The sequence below is a fragment of the Aerococcus sanguinicola genome (genome assembly GCF_001543145.1).
Taxonomy (GTDB): Bacteria; Bacillota; Bacilli; order Lactobacillales; family Aerococcaceae; genus Aerococcus; species Aerococcus sanguinicola.
On the sequence record NZ_CP014160.1, the window covers coordinates 1,434,813 to 1,459,681 of the forward strand.

The following is a 24,869-nucleotide window of genomic DNA, read 5'->3' on the forward strand; positions in this document are numbered from 1 at the left end:
GGGAGAAGCTGTAAAAATTCACATGCTTGATCAATTTGTTTACATTGTAAGCACAATGGGATATAATCAAGCTGAAGGAGGGGGTTTATATGGCTCGAATTAATATGAGAATTGATAATGACTTAAAGGAACAAGCTCAAGAAACTTTTCAAGAAATGGGATTGGATCTGACAACAGCGATTACTTTGTTTATTAAGTATTCCGTGAATAGCGGGGAGTTACCTTTTAGGCCTGCAACCAAAAAGCAGATTGAGAATAGACAAGCGCGGGCCGAAGCAGAGAGCGGAAGCCTTCAAAGTTTTGACAATGTCGATGATTTGTTAGAGGCTTTAAATGACTAAGCTTCAATTTACCAGTGCTTTTAAGCGAGATTATAAACGTTATAAGAAGAAACATTATCCGATGGCAAAAATTGATCAGGCTATACGTCTAATTGCCCGCAATGAAATAAATGCTTTATTTAATCACTATCGCTTGCATGATTTAAAGGGGCAATGGCGAGGCTATAAAGAAATTCATATAGATGGAGATACTTTAATTATCTATCTTGATCGAGAAGGGAATATAACTTTGACCAGGCTAGGAAGCCATGATCAATTATTTTAGTTGATTGAAGAGCACATAAATGAATAGGCGATTATTTACTTGTTTAGTCGTGATGGCGGTGAATTTTTCTCACATTCGTACAAAATCTCGTACATAAATTTAGAAATATAAAAAAACAGCGTGACAACAAGACCTTCAAAAGCTTGTTATCACGCTGTTTATAGACGATGGACCGTGAGAGGGTCTATTACTGAACACTTTACAAAGTGCTTGAATCGTTGATATAGCGGACTTTCTAGAATGTTATTTTTTTGTCTTTTCCCAATCCCTCTAGCTATCCCTCTAGATGCGCTAAAAATTAGCATATCTTGCAAACAGTTGGGCGCTTTTGCGTTCGGATTGTTCAGTGACGTGTGTATAGATGTTCATGGTGGTTTTTACGTCCCCATGTCCCAGGCGTTGCATCACGTCTTTCATAGGAACCCCAGCTTCAAAGAGCAGGGAACAATGGGTATGCCTTAGCCCGTGAATTTTGATAAATCTGAAATCATTTAGTTCACATATACGCTTAAAAGCGGTATAGATGGCGGTTAGGTTCATTAATCCATTAGTTTTAGTGTTGCTGAATACCAGTTGATTCTTGCCCAGGGGCTTAAAGCCAAACTTTAACAGCCATTGACTTTGTTCAGCCCGCCAGCGTCTAAGAACATTCAATGTGATGTCGTCAACGCTGATTGTGCGATAGCTATTGTCATTCTTAGGCTCTTTGATATAGAGGTCATTGCCGTTACACTGGCCAACAGCCTTATCAACGGTCAATGTCTTATTGGTAAAATTAATGTCGTTCCAAGTGAGTGCTAGAATTTCCCCACGTCTTAGCCCAGTATAGGCCAGGGTGCGAATGCAAGCATGCCATTTGCGACTTTCTTGTGCTTCTAAAATCTTCATGAGCTGGCGCAACTCTTCAACGTTGTAGAATTGATAATTATCCTTCTTGTCACATTCATATTTAAGTTTCTTTTTAGGCGTGATGACCTTATCAATAACTAATTCTTTAATGTAACCTCTACTGTAGGCAAATTTCATCACTCTTTTAAAATAGCTATAGGTTTTGCGATAGCCCTTAAACTGTTTATGCCAGTCATTCAATTCTGTTTGGATAAGTTGGGGCGTTATCTTATGAATAAGACAATTCCCGAATGCTGGCAGAATATGAAGCCTAAAAGCATCTTGAACTTTTGATAAAGTGGATTCTTGAACATTGTTTTGATAAATTTCTAACCACTCATGATATACTTGACTAAACTTCATATTCTTAGAAAGCACATGAATCATGCCGTTGTCGAACTCAAGCAGACAACGCTTGTAATAGTCTTGTGCTTCTTTTTTTGTCTTAAAACCCCGCTTGTTTAACGTCTTTTGTTTGCCAGTGGCTTCCTCAATGCCGAGATAGCCACGGACTGACCAAAATTCACCCCTAGAATTTGTATATTTTTCATACGTTGCCATATCTAACATTTTCCTTCCTAAATCTACCCCCACGGCTGAATTAGTAAGTGTGTATGTTAGGTGTATGACTAAAAAATACTAAGATTTTATAAGTTATATAGTCTAGTTGTCTTGTTGGGTCTCTATCTGTTTCTTATCATATTCAGAGCCTAAATTAAGTGTAATATATTTTTTTATATCATTTAGTTTTGATTGGATATTCTTGTATGTTTCATAGTTTATAGCATTATTAAAGTCTTCTTTTTTTTGAATGATATTAGATTGAAAAATAACAGGATGGTCTTTAACTTCAAACAGATTGTTTATATCCAATTGAGCACTGGAAATAATCCTTTTTAGAAGATAGTCAATGCCTTCCCCAATATTATCGATAAGGAAAATTCTGATTACAATATTTGTTAAGTATTGAATTATCTCAATTAGATGTTCATTTTTTTCATTTACTAAATAAAATAAAGGTTCGCTTACTTGCTGATTTTCTTTATACAAACAAATTATTTCTTTAGATAGCCTTGTATATGCAACTTCAGAAAGTTTTTTATCGTAAATGATTGAATGCTGGTGTGTAGCATTGCCTTTTAAATCATCTTCAGTTAGTTGAACTTCTGAACGATAGGTGTTTTTTAATATAGCCCATAACTTTAAAAAATTGTTAGCTTGTCGGTTAACATTTAAGTAATCCATAGATTCAAAATTATTTTTTTCGATAACTTTACTAAAGTTATTATTTATATGTTCCGTTAATAATTTAGAAAATTGATTATTAAGGAAGGCGATTCCTTTTTCTTCATCACTTAGTAGCTGTTCAATAGTTTCATAACTATATTTGTTATTATGTAATAATTCTTCTACCGTGATGCCAGCTAAGTCGGCTATAGTTTTTAATCGTTTGTTATTTGGTAAGTATTTTCCATTTTCCCACTTACTAACTGTTCCTTTAGATGCTGGTGGGGTAAATAATTCGGCAAATTGCTCAGTGGTTAGACCATTTTCTAACCGTATATTCCTAATTCTATTCCCTATTGGAACATTATCTTTTACAGTCATAATAATCTCCTTTAAAAAATGTTGGGATATGGTTCTTGACATTATTCTAAGTGGCAATTATACTAATGTCAAGGGTAGAATCATTTCCCAACTTCAGGAGGTGAAATAATGAATCTTTTAAAAGGATATAGGAATGCTTTAGGTATGACCCAGGCTGACATGGCTTCTGAACTAGGAATTTCAAGACAATCTTATTACATGAAAGAAAAAGGCCGTGTAGCTTTTACAGATAAGGAAAAAATTATAGTTCTATCTTTATTTCATAAAATAGATGAGAAGTTGACAATTGATCAAATTTTTTTTACTCATAAAGTTGGGAAATGATTCCTTTATTTATGTGGAACTAGCCCCCACGGCTGAATTAGTAAGTGTGTATGTAACAACTACTTACAAAACATAATCATTTTTCTTTTAGGAGGTGAGACTATGAAGACAACATTAAAGGGTTTAGGGCTTTTTATAGCCAGTACGGCAATATTATTTTTGTTTCTGTATGGCTTGTTGGCGTACAGCAACCATGTTTACCTAGAGCGTTATAAGGCGGGTAATGATGATTATTATTTACAGGCCCAGCATTATGAGGAGGTGACAGGAGATAAGATTATTCAAGATGATGAACTGTACCAGAATTAGGGAGGCGTAAAATTGGAATTTAAGACCAGCAAGGGCCGACCAAGTCCACGAACAGAATCCGAAACGGTAATAACCTATGATGCTGAATTGAAGAAGTGGTTTATCTATACCAACCACGCCCCACATGCTAGGAAGTGGGAGAACAAAATTATTCCAAGTGATGATGTATCAAGTCGCAAGGTCTACCACGAAGACACTGGGAAATTGATAGCCATTGAAGGGGAGATTAAAGGTAGTGTTGGGGTACGTGGCCCCAAGAAGATGACCGAGAAACAAAAAGAGCAGGCAACAAAACGCCTACTCAAGAATGTTCACGGTATCGAGTCATAGAATGCCATATTTGCCTATAGCAATGACTAACTATCAGTAATATTAAACTCACCAACCTAAGCAAGGTATTTTTATATTCAATTGCCTATCGAAGACTAGAAAGAAGGTTTAACAATGACAAATAACAATGTTCTACAGTTTGAGTTGCCCGAGGACTTTAATAACCAGCTCAAAGCATCACTAATCTATATTTACCGTGATGCCATGGAAGAAGCTAAGCGGGATTGTGCCGTAACTAGGGAAATGCTGACGATTGAAGAAGTTTGTAGCATGTACAACACCAGCCGAAACACCATTACAGAGAAGTGGCACAAAGAAATGGACTTACCCCTTAGCAAGTTAGGCAACAAAATTTACATTGAACGAAAAGTATTAAATGACTTTATCAGAGCGCACCCATACCAATAAAAAAGGCTTATGAGGTAAAGACCCCATAAGCCCAGGAAAAAGAAGTCTTGCTTACCGCCAGATAAGCAATAAAGGGAGCTACCACCATAGCGCCCGACTTGTTTATAGTATATCAATTTAAGAGCAGGTAAGCAATTCTTCCTTATGCTTAAAGTGTAGGTTTTTGTAGGTAGGAGGAATTGAACCATGGAAAAGAAAAATTATTTAACAGCAAGTCAGAACAAATTAATTGCTACTAAGATTAGTCCACTAATTAAATTGATTGAGTTAAGGGAGCTAGCCCAGAAAGCTGTTTTTATTGGTGGGTGTGATTCTGAAATTGCAAAAGAATTAACCCCGCTTGGCAAAAGAATAGATGATGTATTTATTGAAATGATTTGTACTGACTATGCAACTGTTTTAGAAGACGTCTATTGTGTGTTGCTCAATAGTGAAGATGAAAAAGAAACTAAATCATTATTGGGGGACTTAGGAATTAATTAAGGAGGTAATCATGTTTGGAAGCTAGAAAGCTATACGAAAGATTATTTCAAATAAAAGAAAAACTAGACCGAGTGACAACACCCAATCTAGCGAGAATCAAAGATATTTTAAACAAGATTTATTTTGCGGATATTAAGAGTCCACGCCAATCAATAGAAAATATTGGGGACGTGTTCCATATGCCAAAAGGCTTTGAGTATGGGAAATATTTTAAATCTCTTCCTCTTAATTATATCATACAGGCGGGAATAACGGGCTTATATTACGGTCGAATCACCACGGAAAAGCGGAAGGATGGCCAAGAAAATGAAGTCGCAAAAACATCTAAAGGATTTAATGCCTATGCTATGTTTGTTGCTGATTTATGTTCTGAAAAAATTATCTACAGCCACGAGTTAGACAGCTTCTTGTTACTAAGCGAACCCCATTCATATATTCAACTAACAGATGGTCAATTCAAAAACCATTATGGTGTTAATAGGAATCAAGCGATAGATGATTTCTTACAAGTCTTTGAAGACCTGTTTAAGCATCACTTTGAAAAAGAACACGGCTATCAAGTGATGCCCTATGTGATTGCTGGTAAGGGCTGGCTATATGATGTTGAAGCCCTAGAAATGAAAAAATATCAGCTACAGGAGAAGGAACTTGTGGCCAGCTATTTTTCCAACGTGGAATTGGGAGATTTACAGACCAAGTGGGCTAAAGGTTACCTTGACTTTATGAATGACAAGCCCGAATGTTTACATAACATGAGCCTTCTCTTTGCATATGTGATGTATAGAAAGATGGACATAGTGCCAGCAGAGAAGATTTTTCTAATCAAAGACCAAGGGGGGACAGGTAAGGGGCTATTCATGCATGCCTTAAAATCAGTCTATGAAGTTGTTCCCGTTGATTCTGATTCCTTGTTGTATGGTTCTAGCATTGAGAAGCAAAATGTATTGATGCGTTTTCTTGATGCTGAAGTGGCTCATCTCAACGAAACAGGGCGAATCACCTCTAAACAATGGCCTAGTCTTAGAAAAATAGGGACAGGGGAAGTATTGACGGGGCGCTATATTGGGGCGAATCAAATTTCATTCAAGAGTGAGGCGGTGCTTATCCTAGACACCAATGAAAAAATTGAGGTAACAGACCTTAAAGCGAACTTGCGCCGAATGGTAAATATTGCCCCAAAAGATAGACAGCAGGAGAGCCCTAAAGAGACCGAACAGGCTTTTACACCTTGGTGGCAATGGATTGCTCCTAAAGGTAAACCAAACGAAAAGGCGGGGCTTAGCTTCCTGGTAGCAAGTTTAGATTACCTGAAGGCACAAGGGGGACAATTCAATTTTAAGCCTTACACGTTCGCTAATGTGAATAAGGCGAGTGAGTTCACGGACACCCAAGAAATATTGTTGCGGGTAATAAAAGAGCAGAAATTTATATACGCTAAAGATGAGCGGCTACAAGAGGCAATTAAAGCAGATTATGGAAGCCTTAAATATAAAAAAGCTCAAGATGATATTAAGGATATTGGTGTTGAAACAAACAAACAAAAATGGATAGATGGAATAAATTCAAAAGTTCATGTAATAGGTGACCGAGATTTATTTGAAAGAATGTTTCAGGTATTGGAAGGGTAAAAACTATCCTTCCCTATCCTTGTTTAACCATCTTCTAACTATTAGAAATGCTGCTATATCAGTACCCTAACCATCTTAACCATCATTCTATTATTTATTGTTGACTGATACTTATTTTTTATTGCATGTTGCTTACATAGACATGTATGTGTATATAAGAAAAAGATGGTTAGGATGGTTAAATGGTTAGGAATTGTTTCAAAACGTTGATATATCAACATTTTAAACCTACCATTCATTAAAAACCTTAGCTAGGGATGGATAGGAATGTACTAAAAAAACTAATAAATAAGTATTAAGGAGGAATAGCCCCATGAACGGCTATGAATGTGCCTTGTCATTGTTACAAACTGGAATACAAGTTATTCCCATGATTGAAAAAATGCCAATGTTGAAGTTTGCTAATGTACCTATTACAGAGGGATTTATTAACTACCATGCCAGCAAATACAAGCAAGCGCAGGGCCTAGCGGTCTTGTGCCGTGGGGTATGGTGTGTTGATTTTGATACCCCTAAGACCTACAGCGAAAAACACGGCTTAGAAGCTATTAAGCTAATTCCTTACTATGATGAGTTTGTGGCCAATGCTAAAAAGACTTGGCAACAAACAACGCCCAGCGGCGGAAGTCATGTTATCTTTAGAAAGAATGAGGGGATAAATTATAGTCAACATATAGGTTATTTAGAGAATGTGGACATTAAAGCCCATGACAATAATTACTTCATGCTAGACGGGTCAAAGACCAATAACGGGCGGTATCAGTCAAATAAAGTTGCCCCTATTTGCTACAAGGGAGACTTTGAAAAACGTATCTTTAGCAGAAGTGGTAACTATGAACAGCAGACCATGGATAAATATTCCGCCAAGAATGTATTGAAAAACTATGACTTTAGCTATATTCCTAGTAGACGAACAGGGGACGGCGAAGGTAAGAGAGCATATGAGCGAATTATTAACGGTACCAGCATCATGAGAAACAACGACTTATTTAAGGCGGTAAGCTATGCCAAGACGTGCAAGCAACCTATAGAGCCCCTAAAGTGTGTGATTGGGACGGTCAAGAACGGGGACGAGTTCACGGCTAAAGCGTGGGAAGCGACTGTTAATAGTGCATTAAATAGGTGAAGGGAGGCGAAGTAATGCGGCCATCTATTATTAGGGATATTGATGAACTTGAGGAAATTGTTTGGTATCTAGGGATTTATAACAAAAAATTGAAGTTAAATGACAAAGAAATAAGAGAATATGCCATTAAATTATTGGAAATTGATGAAATACGAAAAGCGATTAAAGAAAAGAAAGCGTAAATTATGGATTTATTTACATTGCCCGATTGAAGAATTAGCCAGGATTCAGAAGGAAAATGAGCTAGGGAGGTCTTTCCCTCTTAAAAGCTAAAAGGAGCTAATGTAGAGGTAGTAGGCGATTGAGTAGCTAGCAAGGTATTTAGTCATTGGTACTATTGAAACTTATGTAGCTGAGTAACTAATAGCGTTTTGAGCGATAAAATGGATTCTAGGGCTGATGTATCTTAATTGTCTAAGTAAATAACTAAATCAATTGACATACGTATAAATAACACGTATAATAATAAGTGTAAGGAGGTTAGACATGTCTAAAACAAAACCTTACAGAAAAGTCGTTAAAGTGATGAAAAAAGCGGGTTGGCAACTTGACCATACAACAGGTTCTCATGAAATCTATGTTAAAGATGGCAAAACGTGCCCCGTGAAATGCACTAAGAAGGACATTCCTTCTGGCACTTTAACGAGTATTGAACGGATTACAGGGCTGAAGTTTTAGCCCTGAGTCCTTCTATAGAGGAGGCCCACCATGAAAAAAGTCATTTACCCTTGTATCATCACAGAAGAAGATAATGTTTATTATGCTGAATTCCCTGATTTTGAAGCTTGTTTTACTGATGGGGAAAGCTTTGAAGAGGCGGTTATTAATGCGAAGGATGTATTAGAAGGAACATTAACCGTCTATGCTAAAAAAGGAATCGATTTCCCAGAGGCAAATATGGATATTGTTGCCGAAAAAGGAAGAATCGTTTTTGTGGATGTGTGGCTAGCCCCAATCCTAGACCGTGCCAGCAATCAAGCCGTTAAGAAGACATTGACCATCCCTAAATGGCTGAATGATAGTGCTGAAGCCCAATCAGTGAACTTTTCTAGTGTTCTACAAACAGCCCTAAAAGAAGAATTGGGAATCCATTAATCAAATAACGCTTATATGAACGGAGCCAGCTAATTATAGTTGGCTCTTTTGTTATAATAAAAATAAATTATAAATAGGGAGCGTGTAAGTGTGATTAATTTAGGTGTGAAATTAGATGAAGAAGCGACAATTAAGAATGTTGAAGAGGTACTAAACGACTATCACAAATGCAAGCGACTAATGGGGATTGGCCCGCAAATTATTTCAAGCTATGACTATGCGCCATGTCCCCAGAAGGTGCAAGGGGACGAAACCATATTTAAGACGGTTGGATTAAGAGACATAGCAGGGCGAGGACTTGAAGCCATTCATAAGACTATAGACCTTCTTAGCGTTATTGAAGCCAGGAGAATTAACCAGCGTTATATTTGGCCACGGACAACGACCATAGAGGGCCTAGCAATGGGGGAAGGCTATGCAACATCTTCTTTCTACCGACAATTAAGACAAGCTAAATTAAATTTTGCAATTTTATGGCAAGGTGAAGATGAACTAGTCGTAAAAAAATAAACGTGTGAGCTATCTCTAGATTATCTTTAGAAAAGAGAGTTAAAATGTTGGTATAAGTTGATTCCTATCTCTAGATAACTGTGAGCTAATCGAGTGAAGCGGTAAAGTTGGCGGAATCGGCGCCCTTAAAAAGCTGAATCGGACAAAGTGGACACCACAAAAAGAAAAAATAGCCTTTTCGGCCCCCAAAAAAGGGGGAAGGCTACATGTTACTAACAAGGATTAAGGACCTCATAAAACCTCAATGTTATTTTAAAAATGGTGGAAAAAGGTGGATAGTGAGAACCTGACAAAACCTGACATATTTCTAGGCGTTTGAGTGATACCAGCAACCTGTTAAAACTTGTTATGATGAATCAAAATGAATACAAAAAAAGCACCTAACTTAATAGGCGCTTACTTACTAATTTAGCGGTGGGGGCAGATTAAAAATATCGTCTTTAGTCTTCAATCATGTTTAAATCCCTCTAGAAAACCCTCTAGATAAAATCTAGAGGGTTCCGCTTTTAAGCATTTCTTACTTTCCGAAGAATGCTATTATATCAACGTTTTTAGGCGATTTTGTTATCGTCTAAAACACTTCAATGGACCGTGAGAGGCTCGAACTCTCGACAGACGGATTAAGAGTCCGCTACTCTACCAACTGAGTTAACGGTCCGTGTCGTTATCGCTCAATGACGATAAATATATCTTACGCCTATCTGAGGAAAATTTCAAGTCTTTTTCGCTATTTTTTTCAAAAAAATTTATTGGCAGCTGATAAAGTGCCAATCTTTTTTATTTTACGGGCTTTTTGAGAGGGAAATAACGATTAAAAAAGCCAAGCCCTCACTTGGACTTGGCTGATTTCTGGATGCAATAGGCTTATTTAGTCTTCCGATCAATGTCTAAAGCCGTTTGGTATTCACGGGGAGCTTTTTCGAAGAGGTATTCCCCGTTTCTGATGGAGGCTAGGCATTCGACCCGGCAGCGTTGGGCTTCGAAGACGCTAGGGGCATCGAGGACGATGAAGTTAGCGGGTTTGCCTTCGTCTAGTCCATAGCTGTCTTCCAATTGCATTAATTTGGCCCCGTTATAGGTAATGAGGTCGAAATTGCGTGGAAAGTCTTCTTCGCGCATGAGTTGGGTGGCGTGGATACCGTTGTCTAAGATGTTCATCATATTGCCGGAACCAGCTGGGTACCAGAGGTCAACGATCGAGTCTTGACCAAAAGCCACATTGATGTCATTGTCGACAAATTCTTTCACCCGGGTTAGGCCACGACGTTTAGGGTAGGTGTCTTGGCGGCCTTGGAGGAAGAGGTTTTCGGTTGGGCAGGAGACGAAGTTCAAGCCGGATTGGCGGAAGAGTCCCATCATGCGGAAGGCGTAGGCGTCGTTGACAGAACCGAATGAGCAGGTGTGGGAGGCGGTAGTTTCTTGGCCATATCCTTGCTTCATGGCTTCGGCATTGAGCATTTCCAGGAAGCGGGCTTGGTCGTCATCGGTTTCGTCGCAGTGGACGTCGATGAGTTTGTCGTATTTAATAGCCAGGCGGACAATTTCCTTGATGGAGGCCATACCGTCTTCGCGGCTCCATTCATTATGAGGGATCCCGCCCACACAGTCGGCTCCTAATTGGAGGGCTTCTTCAACGAGGTCACGGCCGGTCTTGCCTTCTTCTTCATAGGAGAACATCCCGTTTTGGGGGAAGGCCACGACTTGGATGGTGATATTATCCTTTAATTCGTCCCGAACTTCTAGGGCCGCCTTAATACCGGTGAGATTAGGGTCGGTACAGTCGGTTTGGGCGCGGATGAATTGGGTCCCGTAAGCAGCTACGTCTTTGACCGCTTGGCGGATCCGTTCTTTCATTTCTTCCTTACTGGTGCCCTTCTTGTAGTCATTCCACAAGTCAATGGCTTCAAAAAGCGTTCCGGATTCATTCTTCACCTTAGGATCTTGACCTGTGAAGTAGTAGTCCAAGTGCAAGTGGGAGTCTACATATGGGGGGAGTACCAAGCGGCCTGCTAGGTCAATTGTTTCGTCAGCTTGACCGAGGTCGGTCCCAATAGCTTTGATTTTTCCGTCTTCAACTAAGATTTCAGATGCATCATCGTGCTTATAGATACATGCATTGATAAATTTTTTTGACATCGTTTAATTACCTCCTGTCATGATATCTATAACCTAGCTTAAGGCTTTATATAGTTGAAATCAAGTCTTAGAATTCAGGGGACAGTGACTTTGCTTGAATTGACATGAGGAAATAAATACTTGCGCCAATTCGCACGAGAAAGACGCATTTAGGACTTGTCAAAACATTCAGCTGAACTATAATGGACCTTAAGTTAATAGATGAAAGGACGAAAAGAATATGCACCAAGAAAGAACAGGTTTTTCCTGGCCGCTCTTTATCTTAATGGCCAGTATTACCTTCATAGCCATCTTGTCGGAATTAATGCCCTCGGGTGTCCTGCCTCAGATGGCGGAAGGGTTTGGGATTACGGAGGCCCAGGCAGGTGGCTTTGTTGGCCAGTACGCCATTGCTTCAGCCTTCTGCGGGATTCCTATTATTTCAGCTACAGTTGAATGGGACCGGAAGAAACTCCTCATGCTCCTCCTCATTGGCTTTTGCCTAGCTAATCTCGTGATTGGGCTCCTACCGATTTATTGGCTGGCTGTCCTCGCTCGGATCTTAGGTGGGATCTGTGCCGGTGCGCTCTGGCCTATGATTTCAGCCTACGGAATGAGCTTAGTGAAGCCAAAAGACCAGGGGAAGGCAGTTGCTGTGATTATGGCTGGGACAACAGTCGGCATGAGCTTGGGTTTGCCTTTAATGACTTGGATTGGGACCCGCTTCTCTTTCCACTTGGAGTTCATTGTCATGGCTATCTTCATTGCGCTAGTTGCCTTCCTCTGTCAGATCTTCCTGCCCCATGTGCCGGGCGAAAAGCGGTCGCGGTCGAATTCCCCTCTGACCATGTTGAAGAATAAGGGTGTCCTTTTAGTTGTTCTCCTGACTGTTCTAGCTGTCGTGGCTAACTATGGGGTCTACACCTATATTACGAACTTAGTGAAGGCAATTGATTATCCAGGAATCGGACTGGCTCAAATTCTTTTTGGACTCGGTTCTATTCTGTCAGTTGTCCTAGCCGGTATTTTTATTGATCATTACCTGCGCTGGGTCTGTGCAGGCATGTTGGCCAGCGCAGCCTTAGCCATGGCTTGTTTCTACTTCCTGTCGAGCACAGGTATCCACCACTTAGCCTTTGTCCTCTGGGGGCTTGGCTTCGGAGCTCTGGTCACCCTCTTCCAAACGGCAGTGACGCGTCAGGTTAGTCAAGGAACCGCGGTAGCAACTTCCCTCCAGTCCGCCGCCTTTAATTTCTCCATTATGATTGGCTCAACGGTTGGCGGTTGGCTACTCGCCACTTCCTCTTCCGGCGCTATTGTGTTGATGGCCTTGGCCCTTCTGATGCTTGGCTTAGTGATTAGTTTAAGTACGAAGACTTATTTGTCTTAATACAGTACAAACGATAAGAATAAAAGCGAGTCAGTCCTTTGAGAGCCTGGATTTTCCTTCCAGACTCTTTTTTCTTTTACTTAGCTTAAACTTTTCTAAGAGACCCCGCCTGCCCTGTAAGTCATGTTATAATGGGGAGGAAAATTAGAAGCAATTTAAAAAAAGGAGTAAGACAGTTCATGACAAAAGAATCAATCTATGGTCTGACGCGAAAGGAAATGGAAGAGCGCCTTGTAGAAATGGGTGAGAAGGCCTTCCGTGCTGAACAAATTTGGCAGTGGCTCTACCGCAAGCGGGTGGGAAGTTTTGAAGAAATGACTAATCTTTCTGAGAGCCTCCGCCAAGACTTGGAAGACCAGTTTAACTTTAGTCCCTTAAAAGAAGAAATTGTTCAGCGGGCTGAGGATAAGACGACCAAGTTCCTCTTCCAATTGGCCGATAAGTCGATGATTGAAACAGTTCTAATGTACCACCACTATGGTTTGTCGGTTTGTGTGACGACCCAAATTGGCTGTAATATCGGCTGCCGTTTCTGCGCTTCGGGACTCTTGCCCAAGCAGCGGGACCTGACGACGGGTGAAATCGTGGCCCAGATTATGTACATCCAGCGCTATCTCGATGCCCGTGGTGAAGGAGACAAGGTTTCCCATATTGTGGTGATGGGGATTGGGGAACCCTTCGATAATTATGACAACGTGATGCGCTTCCTCCGCATTGTGAATGATGACAAGGGGCTGGCTATCGGTGCCCGGCATATTACCGTGTCAACGTCTGGCTTGGCGCCCAAGATTCGCGAATTTGCCCATGAAGGGATCCAGGTCAACTTAGCGGTTTCCCTCCATGCCTCCAATAATGAGGTTCGCTCATCCATGATGCGGATCAACCGCAAATACCCCATGGAAGAGCTCTTCGATGCCATCTATGAGTATACCGACTTGACCAATCGCCGGGTGACCTTTGAGCATATTATGATCGATGACGTTAATGACCGGCCAGAGCATGCGCAAGAGTTGGCTGACCTTCTCAAACCCATGCGAAAATTAGCCTATGTTAACTTGATCCCCTATAATCCAGTGCCCGAGAACCCCTACCGCCGGTCCAAGCCAGAAGCCATCACCAAGTTCTTCGACGTCTTGATGCAAAATAATATCAACTGTGTGGTCCGTAAAGAATTCGGGACGGAAATCGAAGCCGCTTGTGGCCAACTGCGCAGCCAGTATGAACGCAAACGCCGGGAACGTCGGCAAAGAGAAAAGGCCTAGGAGCCTGTGACAAAAGGCGCTTAGGCTATGGATTATAGGAAGCGATTTTTGCTTAACGAGTCGTTATTTTTAAAGAGGAGGGAGCTTTTGTTCCAGCCTCTGCCTAGCCCAGCAGAAAGGAAGTAAAAAATGCCAGCTATAGAACGCATCCAAGAAATGGAAAGTCACTTGAAGGAAATTCAATCTTTTTTTGAAGATTTTGACCAAGATCTGGCTAAATTTGAAGCCATCAAGCCCCAATTAGAGGCCCTCGAAGCTTATTATGGGAGCGAAGAATGGTTTGACGATTTTGATGCCTATGAGGCTGGAGGCATGCCTGAGGACTTGACTTACCAGGTGCTGAGCGAAGATGGGGTCTATGATTGTTTAGTTGACAAGCATCGGATTGCCTTGGCCCTTCTCGACTTGGCCCGCGACCTTTTAGCCTAGGGGGTGGGACGTGACAAGCGAAAGCAGACAAGCGAATTATTGGTCGGTTTTATTCCTGCGCTTTTTGGCAGGTTATATTAATGTGACGATGATTATTCATTTTGCGACCACCTTGGCGGGGCAGACGGGATCGCTGACCAATATTCCGATATTGATTGTCCAGCAGAATAATTTTGCCTTGGTGGAGACCTTGTCCGTTGTCTTTGCCTTTCTCATGGGGACTATCTTCAGTGGCTTCTGTTATCCCCATGATGATTCGGCAGTCCGCTTGCGCTATACGGCTATTCTGACGGGCTTTGGGCTCCTCTGGCTGGCGACACCCTGGCTAGATTTGCCAGCTGGCCTTCTCTTAGTCTTGACCGCTTTTTCGCTGGGCTTCCAGAATGGTATGCGGCTCTCTTATCGGGGGATTACGGTCCGCACGACGATTATGACGGGCTTGTTGACGGATATTGGTGTCATGGTCGGCCGCTGGCTCAACCGTCATCCTATTGAAATCTGGCGCTTGACCTTCCATTTGAATAATTTATGGAGCTTCTTAGCGGGAGGCATCTTAGCGGCTCTGGTGGACCAGTATACCCCTTTCCACGAAATGCTGGTGGCGGGGCTTCTGGACCTCCTGGTGGCGGGATATTTCTTCTTTTTCCGCGATAAGCTTGAAGTGACGAGCTGGCCCTAAAACTATCCAGGACCAGCTTTTTTGTGTATAATTAATAGAAAAATAATATCAGGAGTGATGAGATGACAATTGAAAGTAAGCCTGTCTTAAGAGGCAATGTGCTGATGACCGTTAACCCCATGGGGCTCAAGCAGGAGATTCAGAATCAAATTGACTATGTGAAGAGCCAGGGACACTATGAAGGGCCTAAGAAGGTCCTTGTTTTAGGGGCGTCCTCCAGCTACGGCCTAGCGACACGGATTACCACAGCCTTCGGGGCAGGGGCAGATACTATCGGCGTATCCTATGATAAGGGACCTCGTTCGGAGAAAAACTTGGGAACTCCCGGTTGGTACAATAATGTCTTCTTCCGTCAAGCGGCTGAAAAAGAAGGTTTAGTGGCAAAAAATTTCGTAGGCGATGCCTTTAGCCAAGCCTTGAAGGATGACGTCGTTCATTACATCAAGGAAGAATTCGGTGGAAAAGTTGACTTAGTCGTTTATAGTCTGGCAACCGGTCGGCGGACGGATCCTGAAACAGGAGAGACCTACCATTCAGCGATCAAATCCATCGGCCAAGAAGTCGTAGGCCCTAATATTAACCTGCAGAAAGAAGAACTCTATGAGGAAGTCTTAGAGCCAGCCAGTGAAGAAGAAATCGAAGCAACCGTTAAAGTCATGGGTGGTGAAGATTGGTATGGCTGGATCAAGCTGCTCAAGGAAGCTGACGTTCTGGCTGAAGGGGTCCAAACGGTTATTTATTCCTATTTGGGGAGTGACCTCAACCGCTCTTACTACCAAGATGGGACTTTGGGCCGGGCCAAGGCAGACTGTGATGAGAAGGCAGAGTGGATCAACCAAGAATTAGAATACTTAGGCGGAAAGGCCCAAGTTGTTGTAGCAACGGCTGTGACCACCAAGGCCAGCGCGGTCATTCCATTCTTCCCTATTTATTGCATCGCCCTCTACAAGGTGATGGCTGAGCGCGGGACTCACGAAACGCCGATTATGCACCAGGACCGGATCTACCGGGACATGGTCTACGGCAACCAGGCAGCCTACGATGACAAGGGACGCCTCCGTCCCGATCTTTGGGAATTAGATCCCGAGGTACAGGCCCAAACGGAAGCCCTTATCAAAGAAATCACGCCTGATAATTTCAAGACGGATCTGACCGCCTATGACCTGCTCTGGCACGAATTTCTGAACCTAAATGGCTTCGATGTCGATGGCGATGACGCTCAAGAAGCAGTTAGCTTAGACGACTTGAAGGCACTAGAAGCTTAGCGCTTTTTTTGAAATAAAGGTGCACGGCGAGGGCAAAACATGCTATCATGGAGACGTATTGTTTTTTATAAAATAGACTGATAAAAGGATGATGAACATGTCAAGACTGCTAGGTACTGTCGTTCGGGGACTGCGTGCACCTATTATTAAAGAAGGCGACGACCTCGCCCAAATTGTGAAAGCAACCCTCGTTCAAGCTGCGGACCAAGAAGGCTTTAAGATTCAAGATAAGGATATTATCGCGGTAACGGAATCAATTTTGGCTCGCGCCCAAGGTAATTTTGTGAGCCTAGATGCGGTCGCAGAAGACCTCAACAAGAAGTTCACTTCTGATACGATTGGAATTGTCTTCCCGATTACCAGCCGCAACCGCTTCTATCCTATTCTCCAAGCCATCGCCCGAGCCAAGTCCAAAGTGGTGATCCAATTCGCTTATCCGCGCGATGAGGTGGGCAATGCCCTGATTTCAGACCAAGCCCTTGAGGAAGCTGATATTAATCCTTGGTCGACGACATTAACTGAGGAAGAATTCGTCCAAACTTTTGGTCAACCTAAGCACCCCTTCACAGGTCAAAACTATGTGGCCCTCTATAAGGAATGTGTGGAAGGCGAAGGGGCAGAATGTGAGATTATCTTCTCTAACCGGGTGGAAACGATTCTTGATTACAGCCAGGATGTCTTGGTCTGCACCACCCATAGCCGGGACCGGTTGAAACGTGAATTGAAGAAGGCAGATGACCAAGCAGTGGTTTTGAGCCTCGATAACATTCTCAACCAAGCACCTAGCCAGGGAGAAGGTTACAATGAAGAATTCGGGCTACTGGGTGCCAATCTCTCCGGTGAAAACACGCTGAAACTCTTCCCCCGTGATGCGATGACTTTTGTTTGTGAACTCCAAGCACAGATTGCTGAAGAAACTGGAGCGACAATTGAAGTGATGGTCTACGGGGATGGGGCCTTCAAGGATCCAGTCGGCCATATCTGGGAACTCGCCGATCCCGTTGTTTCCCCTGGTTACACTGACGGGCTAGCAGGTACTCCTCATGAGATGAAACTGAAATACCTGGCTGACAACCAATTCAGCGATCTCAGCGGCCAGGCCCTAGAAGACGCCATGCGCGACCATATCAAGAAACACGAAGAAAATGAAGGCGACACCCACCACAGCTCGGTAGGCACCACCCCCCGCCAAATCACTGACCTCGTCGGCTCCCTAGCCGACCTCACCAGCGGCAGCGGCGACAAAGGCACCCCCTTCATCTACATCCAAGGCTACTTCGACAATTACTCGGACTAAACAGGGTGAGAGCAAGAGCGTTTAGCTTTGGATGCTTGGAGTAAGTCGGAATAAGAGCAAGCAAGGCTTGCACGTTTCCGACTTGCGAAAGCACGCCAAAGCTGCTCTTGCGAACCCAACTAAACCAGGGTGTGAGGGCTGGCGCTAGCTTTTTTTCACTGGAGCAAGTCACCAGAGTAGTCCGCAAGACTACGGCGGAGACTTGTGAAGTGACACGAAAGCTGCCAGACCAAACCCAACTAAACAGGGTGTGAGACTTGGCGGTTAGACTCGGATGATTGGAGCAATTAAGAATAAGAGCGAAGTATACGCTCGTTTCTTAATTGTGAAATCACTCCGAGTCTGCCAAGTCGAACCCGACTAAACCAGGGTGTGAGCAAGAGCGTTTAGACTTGAATGATTGGAAGCTCACCGAAAAAGTCTGGCGCTAGTCAGACATTTCGATGAGCTGAAATCACTTCAACTCTACTCTTGCGAACCCAACTAACCAGGGTGTGAGAGGATGCGGGAGAAAGGGACCTCTGGATCAACAGTCCAGAGAAGTCTAAAAGACTTCGGCGGACTGTTTTGAAGAGGACTCCTTTCTGCATCCTCGAACCCAACTAAAACAGGGTGAGAGCAGTTGCGTTCAGACTTGAATGACTGGAGGCCAAACGGAAAAGAGCGGCTTTAGCCGATCATTCCGATTGGCTGAAGTCACTTCAAGTCTGCAACTGCGAACCCAACTAAAGGAGCTAATTTATGTCATTCTTTCAATCATTGAAATCTTTTTTGGCCCCTGAAGAAAGCAAAGCAAGTGCGACAGGAAAAGGCCAAGCTAAAGACCAAGCAATTGCTCATTACTTGCTGATCATCCGTCACGGTAGACCCGATTATGAGGCGAATCCTGCTGATCCGCCCTTGTTGGCGGGGGAAGCAGCTTACCTAAAAGATCGTTACCAGGAATTTGAAGACCGCTTGAGCCCCTTTAACATTCAAATCTTATCCTCCCCCCTCAGCCGGGCTCAGCAAACTGCTCAAGCCTTCCAAGAAGCCCTTGCCCAATCTTCTAATTTAGAGATTGCGGAAAGTTCAGATCTAGGAGGAGAAGCGGCTATTAAGGACTGGATGCAAGAAAGACAGGCCTTGGTCCTTGTCGCCCATGAACCTTATGTGAGTGCTTGGCTCCGTCGTTTTGGGGGCTCTTCCCATGACTTTGACAAGGGGGATGCTGCCCTCCTTGCGATCGATGAGGAAGGTAAGGGCCGTCTCGTTAAATACATTAAAGCACATTAATTAATAGAAGAGGAGTAGCTGATATGCGATCTAGCCATTTTCGTTACCATGATAAGACACTAAGCAACGACCAAGAACCAACTATCCTGTGTGGCATTGTCAATGTCACCCCTGACTCCTTCTCAGATGGTGGCCAGTACAATAGCGTTGATAAGGCTGTCGCCCAGGCCCAGAAATTGATCAAAGAGGGAGCGGGGATGATCGACATCGGCGGGGAATCGACCCGGCCAGGCAGTACTTATGTCGCCATTGAAGAAGAGATCAATCGGGTGGTCCCTGTGATCAAGGCCCTCAAGGAAGTGACGGATGTCCCACTTTCTCTGGACACTTGGAAGGCGGATGTCGCTGAGGCTGCGATTGAAGCTGGTGTCGATATCATTAATGACATCACGGGCTTCTTAGGCGATCCACGAATGGCTGAAGTGGTGGGTCAGTCCCAGGCAGGGGCAATCCTGATGTTTAACCCTGTTACCGCTCGGCCTGACCATCCCGGCTCGCAAAAATTCCCGGAATTTGGGGACCAAACAGTCTTTACAGATGAAGAAAAAGCAGCCTTCAAGGAGATGCCAATTGAAGACGTCATGATGGCCTACTTGGACAAGAGTTTAGAACGCGCCCATGAAGCGGGAATTGATGATGACCGGATCATGTTAGACCCTGGCATTGGTTTTGGTTTGACCAAGCGAGAGAATCTCAGCTTGATTCAAAAGATGGGTCTCCTCCATGATAAAGGCTATTGGATCTTCTTGGGTGTTTCCCGCAAACGTTTCATCCAGAATATGGTGGAAGAAGCCGGCTATAATGTGGATGTGTCAACTGAGGAAGGATTTGAAAACCGGGATGAAGCCTCAGCCGCCCTGTCTACTATTGCAGCTCGGCAGGGGATTGAAGTTGTCCGTGTCCATACCATGGCCCACCACCGGATTGCTTGTCAGATTGGCGATGCAGTTCGCTTAGCCGACCAGATGGAAGATGTCAACTTTGGAGCTTATGCTGATAAGAAATAAGGAGCGAAAGGACGAGCTAGGGCTTGTCCTTTTTTTCTTTAAGACTTATTAAGGCTTAGCCAAGGGTTCAACCTAGCTTTTTTGATTTAAACAGGTGATAATAAGGCTAAAAAGAATTTATGTGAAAGGAAGACTGTTATGAAGAACTTGATGATTATTGTGAATCCCACATCAGGTGATAACCAAGGGGCTTCTTACGCCCAACAATTGAAAGAAAAGTTGGCCCCTCACTTTGACCAAGTAGAGCTTATGGAGACTGAGGGCGATGGGGATGCGACCGATTTTGCCCGCCAGGCTTGTGAAGAAGGCTATGATAGTGTTTATGTGATCGGTGGGGATGGGACCATTAATGAGGTGGTCAATGGCATCGCTGAACAAGACCACCGGCCCAAGATGGGTTTTCTGCCAGGTGGAACCAACAATACCTATGCCCAGCTCTTTAACATGTCCAACGATATTGAAGAGAGTATCGAACAGATTAACTTGGAAGAAGTTCGAGCCGTCGATATCGGCAAGTGTAATGATACCTATTTTAGCTATTACGCTTGCTTTGGCGAGATGATTGATGCGACGACTTCTACGAGTTCAGAAGAGAAGGAACGCCTGGGAACCCTCGCCTATGCCAAAAATATTGTAAAAGCACTGCCCAATGACCAAGTCCACGAGCTTCAAATCAAATCGGATACGGAATCGTTTGAAGGCAAGGCCAGCCATGTCTTTGTTCTCTTAACCAACCAGGTCGGGAACTTGCGCTTCTCTAAGAAGAAGGTCAGCCTCCAGGATGGGGAATTCGATGTCGTAATTGTGACGGATGAAGGTTTGGGGGCTAAATTGTCGGCTCTCAAGGATATGGTCTTTGGCCAATTGAATGAGAATGAAAACATTACCGCTTTCACTTGCCGGGAACTTTCCATTACTTGCCCCGACAAAGAAGACATCCAGCTCGACTTGGATGGGGATATGGGACCTAAGCTCCCTGCTCAAATAAAAGTCCTCCCCCAACATATCCAATTCTATGTCCCAGAAGCTATGGAGGATTAGTGTCTGGTAAAGCACTGTGACAAAAGTTGCTTAGTCTTTTGCCAAAAGCTTTGTGCAGGAGCGGAGCGCTGAGGTTGACCCTTCAAGGGACAAATTCAAAAGGGCAAGGGATTCTCACAAATACAATCTATTTAAGAAGTTAGGCTTTTGTTCTAGCTTCTTTTTCTATGGAGAGCTTATCGGCAAATAATGAAAAAGCTTACAAGTGAAAGCGATAACGTGTTATAGTAGAGAAGACGAAATAAAGGGGGAGCAATCATGCGTTCAAAAGAAGAATTAATCCAAGAATTGTCGGATATGGTCTTTGAGATGGAGGATGAAGAGATTATCGATACAGCTGAGGAGTATGTCCAAGCAGGTTATGATGTTCAGGATGCCATCATGGAAGGCTTAGTAGATGGGATGAGCCGGGCTGGCGTCCTCTTCGCTGAAGAAGAGTACTATGTGACCGATGTCCTGATCTGTTCGGATGCCCTAAATGAAGCCATGGCTATCTTTAAGCCCCTCTTGTTGGAACGCAAGGAAGAGGGCGGCCAGGCCCGCCATAAAATTATTTTTGGGACAGTAGAGGGGGATACCCACGATATCGGTAAGAACCTGGTCAAGGTCATGCTCGAAGTGGGTGGCTTTGAAGTGATCGACATGGGGCGTGATGTGCCACTGGATGATTTTATCGACCGGGCCATCGAGGAAGAGGCGGAATTGATTGGTCTTTCCGCCCTGATGACTACGACCATGACAGGGATGAAGACCTTGATTGAGCGCTTGGAAGAGCGGGGCGTCCGTGACCAGTTCAAGGTGATGATTGGTGGCGGGGCGGTTTCTCAGTATTATTGCGATGAAATTGGGGCGGATGGCTATTCTGAAGATGCCATTGAAGCCGTTGAATTAGCCAAACGTTTAGTTGGAGAAGGCGAGGATTAGGAGGGGTCTTGTGGTGAAGATTCAGGTTCAAGCTTGGGACCAGGTGGTAGACTATGATCCGGCGTCAGGGAAAAGTCTCTACGCCTGTTTGGTCGAAGCCGGTTTGCCGGTGCCTGGCGATTGTGGGGGCAAAGGCACTTGTGGCAAGTGTCGTTTTAAGCTCTTGGAAGGTGAGCTGGCGGCTGAGGCTTACCAGGGTCTGGCGGGCAAGTATCCGCTAGCCTGCCGGGCGCGGCCTCAATCCGATTTGCGCCTGGCTTTTCTTAATATGGAAAGGGACCACCGGATCTTAGTCACGGGAGACCGTCTCGCTCTGACTGGGCCTAAACGCTGGCGCCAAGCCAGTTTTAAATTGGACCGGGACTTGCTTCAAGCGGGGGCAGATTTAGAGACCCGCCTGGTGCAAGAGCTGGACGTTTCATCCTTTCCTGCGCAAGTCTGGCAGGGGCTTGAAATCGAGCGTAATCAAACTTACCGGGCCATTATCTGTGATGACCGAGTCCTGGCCCTCGACCTGCAAGCGGAAGATGCACGGATTTATGGCTTGGCTGTGGATATCGGGACGACCACCCTAGCTGCTAGCCTCATCAACTTAGAGACCGGGGAGGAAGTCAGCCAGGCTTCTGCCCTCAACCCGCAAATCCAACAGGGGGCGGATGTCTTGAACCGGATTTCTTATGTCATGACGGAAGGGGGGCGCGGTCTGAAGCAGCTCCAACAAGCCATTAGACGGGCCATCCAGAGCTTAATCGATGAGCTCTGCCAGGAAGCAGATTGCCCTGAAAGTGCGGTTTATGGCCTCAGTTTGGCCGGCAACACCGTTATGACCCACCTTGCTTTGGGGATCGATCCGCGTCCGCTGGGCCAGTCGCCCTACCTGCCGGTTTTTCGTTCCGGGCAGCAACTCTCCGCTAAAGCATTCGGCCTGAGAAAAATTCCTAGCTCGGCCCAGGTCATGACCCTGCCGGCAGTTTCGGCCTATATTGGGTCGGACGTGGTCGCTGGGGCCTATGCGGCTGGCTTTAGTGAGCTTGGAAAGCGCCGGCTCTTGATTGATATTGGGACCAATGGGGAGATGTTAGTCCAAGATGGGGACCGTTATGTGTCTTGTTCCTGTGCCGCCGGGCCAGCCTTGGAAGGGATGATGATTTCATCTGGCATGAAGGCGGCTGCAGGAGCAGTTGAGGAATGTTTATGGCAGGATGGTCAATTTGACCTCCAAGTGATTGGTGGAGGAAAGCCCCAAGGTTTGTGTGGCAGTGGCGTCCTCGCCCTGATCCGGGAAGGCTTGCGGGCGGGTCTGATCAGCTACCGGGGGCGGATTATTGATCCGGAGTCTTTAGCCCCAGATGATGCCCGCCGACCTTATCTCAAAGTCGATGACCAAGGTAAACGCTCTCTCCAAGTGGCTTCCCAAGTTAGCCTGACCCAGCACGATATCCGCCAGGTTCAACTGGCCAAGGGAGCTATTCGCTCAGGGGTGGAAGTCCTCTTGGAAGCAAGCCAGCTGGAAGCTGAGCAGATCGACCAGGTCCTTGTGGCGGGGCAATTTGGTCGGCATTTGGCGGAGGCCAGTCTGATCAAGACCGGCCTCTTACCGGAAGGCTTTGCGGGCCATCTCTCATATATTGGGAACTCGTCCCATAGTGGGGCCTATCTTTACCTGATGGACCAAGATGCCGCCCAGGGCTTAGAAGCCCTCGCCCGGCGGATTGATTATATTGAATTATCGCGCTTAGACGACTATGACCGTGTCTTCGCTCGGGCATCACTTTTTCCAAAATTAAAAAGAAAGTAGAGGAGATTATGATGAAAGAAATGACAGCAAATCAACGTTGGCAGGCTCTAAAGGCTGGGGAAAGTCTCGACCGGCTCCCAATTACCCTCTGCCACGCTGGTTTTGCCGCTAAATTAGCGGGGATGAATTACCGGGAGAGTTTTAATACGGCGGATAAATTAGCCAAACGTGAGCTCACCATCTATCGTGAATTTGCTTTAGATGCCTTGTCTGTGAGCTATACTTCGGTTAACTTTGCCATCCGCCACCGGTCTAAGATTAAGAGCCCGCGTGAGTCCGCGCCTTCAGTAGCTGACCATGCCCTCAAGAGCTTAGACCAAGTGGATCAATTGAAGGTTGAGGCGACGAGTTTCGACCGGGATATCTCCCAACGGATCAACTTGGAAGCTCTGGATAAGATTGACGGGGCAGTAGGGTCAAAATGCCACCCCTGCTACTGTATTTCCGCGCCGTTTACCCTTGCGTCAGGCATCTATCCCGCCGAGAAGATGCTGCGGGCGACGCGTAAGGATAAGGAAGGGCTCCACCGCCTCTTGCGCTTTGTGACCGACCGGGTGAAGGAAATTATTGAGCGGGCGGTTCAAATGCCGGACTTGAATTTCTTTATCTATGACCCAGTGGCTTCGGGCGCTTTGATTAGCCCTAAGCAATACCGAGACTTTGTCCTTCCCTATACTAAGGAAATGGTAGACTTCATTAAGGCCCATGACCGCTGTGTGGGGATGCACATCTGTGGGGATATCAGCAACCACCTTGAAGCCATTGTGGAGACGGGCGTGGATATGATCAGCCTTGACCAAACCGTTGACCTAGGCCAAGCCAAGGAAAAAGTGGGCCAAGCGATTGCTTTGATGGGCAATGTTGACCCGGTGCGGTGCTTCCTCCAAGGCAGTCCTGAAGAAGTTAGCCAGGCAGTTGAAGATTGTTTTGCCAAAGCAGGGGACAATCCAAGAGGCTTTATTATTCGCTCGGGCTGCCAATTGCCCGTGGATACCCCAGTAGCTAATGTGGAGGCCTTTATGGAAACTGCTGTCCCCTGTGCCCAAAAAGCGGCGCAAAATTGGGCCTAGCC

General features: G+C 44.6%; 28 protein-coding genes and 1 tRNA gene. 25 read left to right on the forward strand and 4 right to left on the reverse strand.

The annotated features are described in order from the left end of the window. Positions 1–89: 89 nt before the first annotated feature. Positions 90–341 (forward strand): type II toxin-antitoxin system RelB/DinJ family antitoxin, encoded by a 252-nt coding sequence (locus AWM72_RS06335; RefSeq protein WP_067975011.1) that lies wholly within the window; start codon positions 90–92, stop codon positions 339–341. Next, positions 334–606: a type II toxin-antitoxin system RelE/ParE family toxin gene (locus tag AWM72_RS06340; RefSeq protein ID WP_067975013.1), complete on the forward strand. Its 273-nt coding sequence runs from the start codon at positions 334–336 to the stop codon at positions 604–606. Before AWM72_RS06335 ends, AWM72_RS06340 begins: the two co-directional genes overlap by 8 nt. 291 nt (positions 607–897) lie before the next feature. Here the strand turns inward: AWM72_RS06340 and AWM72_RS06345 are convergent, their stop codons facing one another. Next, positions 898–2,055 (reverse strand): tyrosine-type recombinase/integrase, encoded by a 1,158-nt coding sequence (locus tag AWM72_RS06345; protein WP_070486175.1) that lies wholly within the window; start codon positions 2,053–2,055, stop codon positions 898–900. Between the two features lie 102 nt (positions 2,056–2,157). Continuing rightward, positions 2,158–3,102 (reverse strand): helix-turn-helix domain-containing protein, encoded by a 945-nt coding sequence (locus AWM72_RS06350; protein ID WP_067975018.1) that lies wholly within the window; start codon positions 3,100–3,102, stop codon positions 2,158–2,160. A 108-nt stretch (positions 3,103–3,210) separates the two neighbouring features. On the opposite strand from AWM72_RS06350, the gene AWM72_RS06355 reads away from it, so the two are divergent. From AWM72_RS06355 to AWM72_RS06400, 11 genes are all read left to right on the forward strand, one after another. Next, positions 3,211–3,426 carry a helix-turn-helix transcriptional regulator gene (locus AWM72_RS06355; RefSeq protein WP_067975020.1) on the forward strand — a complete coding sequence of 72 codons (216 nt, stop codon included), beginning with the start codon at positions 3,211–3,213 and terminating at the stop codon, positions 3,424–3,426. Positions 3,427–3,528: 102 nt separating this feature from the next. Then, positions 3,529–3,735: a hypothetical protein gene (locus AWM72_RS06360; RefSeq protein WP_067975023.1), complete on the forward strand. Its 207-nt coding sequence runs from the start codon at positions 3,529–3,531 to the stop codon at positions 3,733–3,735. Between the two features lie 12 nt (positions 3,736–3,747). Continuing rightward, positions 3,748–4,065: a hypothetical protein gene (locus tag AWM72_RS06365; protein WP_067975029.1), complete on the forward strand. Its 318-nt coding sequence runs from the start codon at positions 3,748–3,750 to the stop codon at positions 4,063–4,065. Between the two features lie 114 nt (positions 4,066–4,179). Continuing rightward, complete coding sequence (locus AWM72_RS06370; RefSeq protein WP_067975031.1) at positions 4,180–4,473, forward strand: helix-turn-helix domain-containing protein; 294 nt, start codon at positions 4,180–4,182, stop codon at positions 4,471–4,473. A gap of 186 nt (positions 4,474–4,659) precedes the next feature. Beyond that, positions 4,660–4,956, forward strand: a complete 297-nt coding sequence (locus AWM72_RS06375; protein WP_067975033.1) for a hypothetical protein — start codon at positions 4,660–4,662, stop codon at positions 4,954–4,956. Between the two features lie 14 nt (positions 4,957–4,970). Beyond that, positions 4,971–6,584: a hypothetical protein gene (locus AWM72_RS06380; RefSeq protein WP_067975036.1), complete on the forward strand. Its 1,614-nt coding sequence runs from the start codon at positions 4,971–4,973 to the stop codon at positions 6,582–6,584. A gap of 313 nt (positions 6,585–6,897) precedes the next feature. Further along, a complete protein-coding gene (locus tag AWM72_RS06385) occupies positions 6,898–7,710 on the forward strand; it encodes a bifunctional DNA primase/polymerase (RefSeq protein ID WP_067975040.1) in 813 nt (270 codons plus the stop codon). Between the two features lie 14 nt (positions 7,711–7,724). Beyond that, on the forward strand, positions 7,725–7,892 hold the full coding sequence (locus AWM72_RS09410) for a hypothetical protein (protein ID WP_158444756.1): 168 nt from the start codon (positions 7,725–7,727) through the stop codon (positions 7,890–7,892). A gap of 304 nt (positions 7,893–8,196) precedes the next feature. Then, on the forward strand, positions 8,197–8,388 hold the full coding sequence (locus AWM72_RS06390) for a type II toxin-antitoxin system HicA family toxin (RefSeq protein WP_067971975.1): 192 nt from the start codon (positions 8,197–8,199) through the stop codon (positions 8,386–8,388). A gap of 30 nt (positions 8,389–8,418) precedes the next feature. Further along, positions 8,419–8,805 (forward strand): type II toxin-antitoxin system HicB family antitoxin, encoded by a 387-nt coding sequence (locus tag AWM72_RS06395; protein ID WP_067971970.1) that lies wholly within the window; start codon positions 8,419–8,421, stop codon positions 8,803–8,805. A 90-nt stretch (positions 8,806–8,895) separates the two neighbouring features. After that, on the forward strand, positions 8,896–9,315 hold the full coding sequence (locus tag AWM72_RS06400) for an ArpU family phage packaging/lysis transcriptional regulator (protein ID WP_067975043.1): 420 nt from the start codon (positions 8,896–8,898) through the stop codon (positions 9,313–9,315). A 585-nt stretch (positions 9,316–9,900) separates the two neighbouring features. On the opposite strand, the gene AWM72_RS06405 is transcribed toward AWM72_RS06400, so the two are convergent. Continuing rightward, positions 9,901–9,973, reverse strand: a tRNA-Lys gene (locus AWM72_RS06405). Positions 9,974–10,179: 206 nt separating this feature from the next. Further along, the gene (locus AWM72_RS06410) at positions 10,180–11,451 is read right to left on the reverse strand and encodes an amidohydrolase family protein (RefSeq protein WP_067975046.1); all 1,272 of its coding nucleotides are present in this window, start codon (positions 11,449–11,451) and stop codon (positions 10,180–10,182) included. Between the two features lie 220 nt (positions 11,452–11,671). On the opposite strand from AWM72_RS06410, the gene AWM72_RS06415 reads away from it, so the two are divergent. From AWM72_RS06415 to AWM72_RS06470, 12 genes are all read left to right on the forward strand, one after another. Next, positions 11,672–12,820, forward strand: coding sequence for an MFS transporter (locus AWM72_RS06415; protein WP_067975049.1), 1,149 nt, complete (start codon positions 11,672–11,674; stop codon positions 12,818–12,820). A 179-nt stretch (positions 12,821–12,999) separates the two neighbouring features. Further along, positions 13,000–14,082: a dual-specificity RNA methyltransferase RlmN gene (rlmN, locus tag AWM72_RS06420; RefSeq protein WP_067975052.1), complete on the forward strand. Its 1,083-nt coding sequence runs from the start codon at positions 13,000–13,002 to the stop codon at positions 14,080–14,082. 129 nt (positions 14,083–14,211) lie between these two features. Further along, a complete protein-coding gene (locus AWM72_RS06425) occupies positions 14,212–14,511 on the forward strand; it encodes a DUF4298 domain-containing protein (RefSeq protein ID WP_067975055.1) in 300 nt (99 codons plus the stop codon). Between the two features lie 10 nt (positions 14,512–14,521). Then, entirely contained in the window at positions 14,522–15,190 is a 669-nt protein-coding gene (locus AWM72_RS06430) for a YoaK family protein (protein WP_067975058.1), read from the forward strand. A gap of 62 nt (positions 15,191–15,252) precedes the next feature. Next, a complete protein-coding gene (gene fabV, locus AWM72_RS06435; protein ID WP_195852684.1) occupies positions 15,253–16,455 on the forward strand; it encodes an enoyl-ACP reductase FabV in 1,203 nt (400 codons plus the stop codon). A 97-nt stretch (positions 16,456–16,552) separates the two neighbouring features. Continuing rightward, the gene (locus tag AWM72_RS06440; protein WP_067975067.1) at positions 16,553–17,752 is read left to right on the forward strand and encodes a coenzyme F420-0:L-glutamate ligase; all 1,200 of its coding nucleotides are present in this window, start codon (positions 16,553–16,555) and stop codon (positions 17,750–17,752) included. Positions 17,753–18,493: 741 nt separating this feature from the next. Continuing rightward, positions 18,494–19,027, forward strand: a complete 534-nt coding sequence (locus tag AWM72_RS06445; RefSeq protein WP_067975070.1) for a SixA phosphatase family protein — start codon at positions 18,494–18,496, stop codon at positions 19,025–19,027. Positions 19,028–19,050: 23 nt separating this feature from the next. Then, on the forward strand, positions 19,051–20,034 hold the full coding sequence (gene folP, locus AWM72_RS06450) for a dihydropteroate synthase (protein WP_067975073.1): 984 nt from the start codon (positions 19,051–19,053) through the stop codon (positions 20,032–20,034). A gap of 138 nt (positions 20,035–20,172) precedes the next feature. Further along, positions 20,173–21,075, forward strand: coding sequence for a diacylglycerol/lipid kinase family protein (locus AWM72_RS06455; protein ID WP_067975076.1), 903 nt, complete (start codon positions 20,173–20,175; stop codon positions 21,073–21,075). Positions 21,076–21,333: 258 nt separating this feature from the next. Beyond that, positions 21,334–21,999: a cobalamin B12-binding domain-containing protein gene (locus AWM72_RS06460; RefSeq protein ID WP_067975078.1), complete on the forward strand. Its 666-nt coding sequence runs from the start codon at positions 21,334–21,336 to the stop codon at positions 21,997–21,999. A gap of 10 nt (positions 22,000–22,009) precedes the next feature. After that, the gene (locus tag AWM72_RS06465; RefSeq protein WP_067975081.1) at positions 22,010–23,797 is read left to right on the forward strand and encodes an ASKHA domain-containing protein; all 1,788 of its coding nucleotides are present in this window, start codon (positions 22,010–22,012) and stop codon (positions 23,795–23,797) included. Between the two features lie 11 nt (positions 23,798–23,808). Then, positions 23,809–24,867, forward strand: coding sequence for a uroporphyrinogen decarboxylase family protein (locus AWM72_RS06470; protein WP_067975084.1), 1,059 nt, complete (start codon positions 23,809–23,811; stop codon positions 24,865–24,867). Positions 24,868–24,869: the final 2 nt, after the last annotated feature.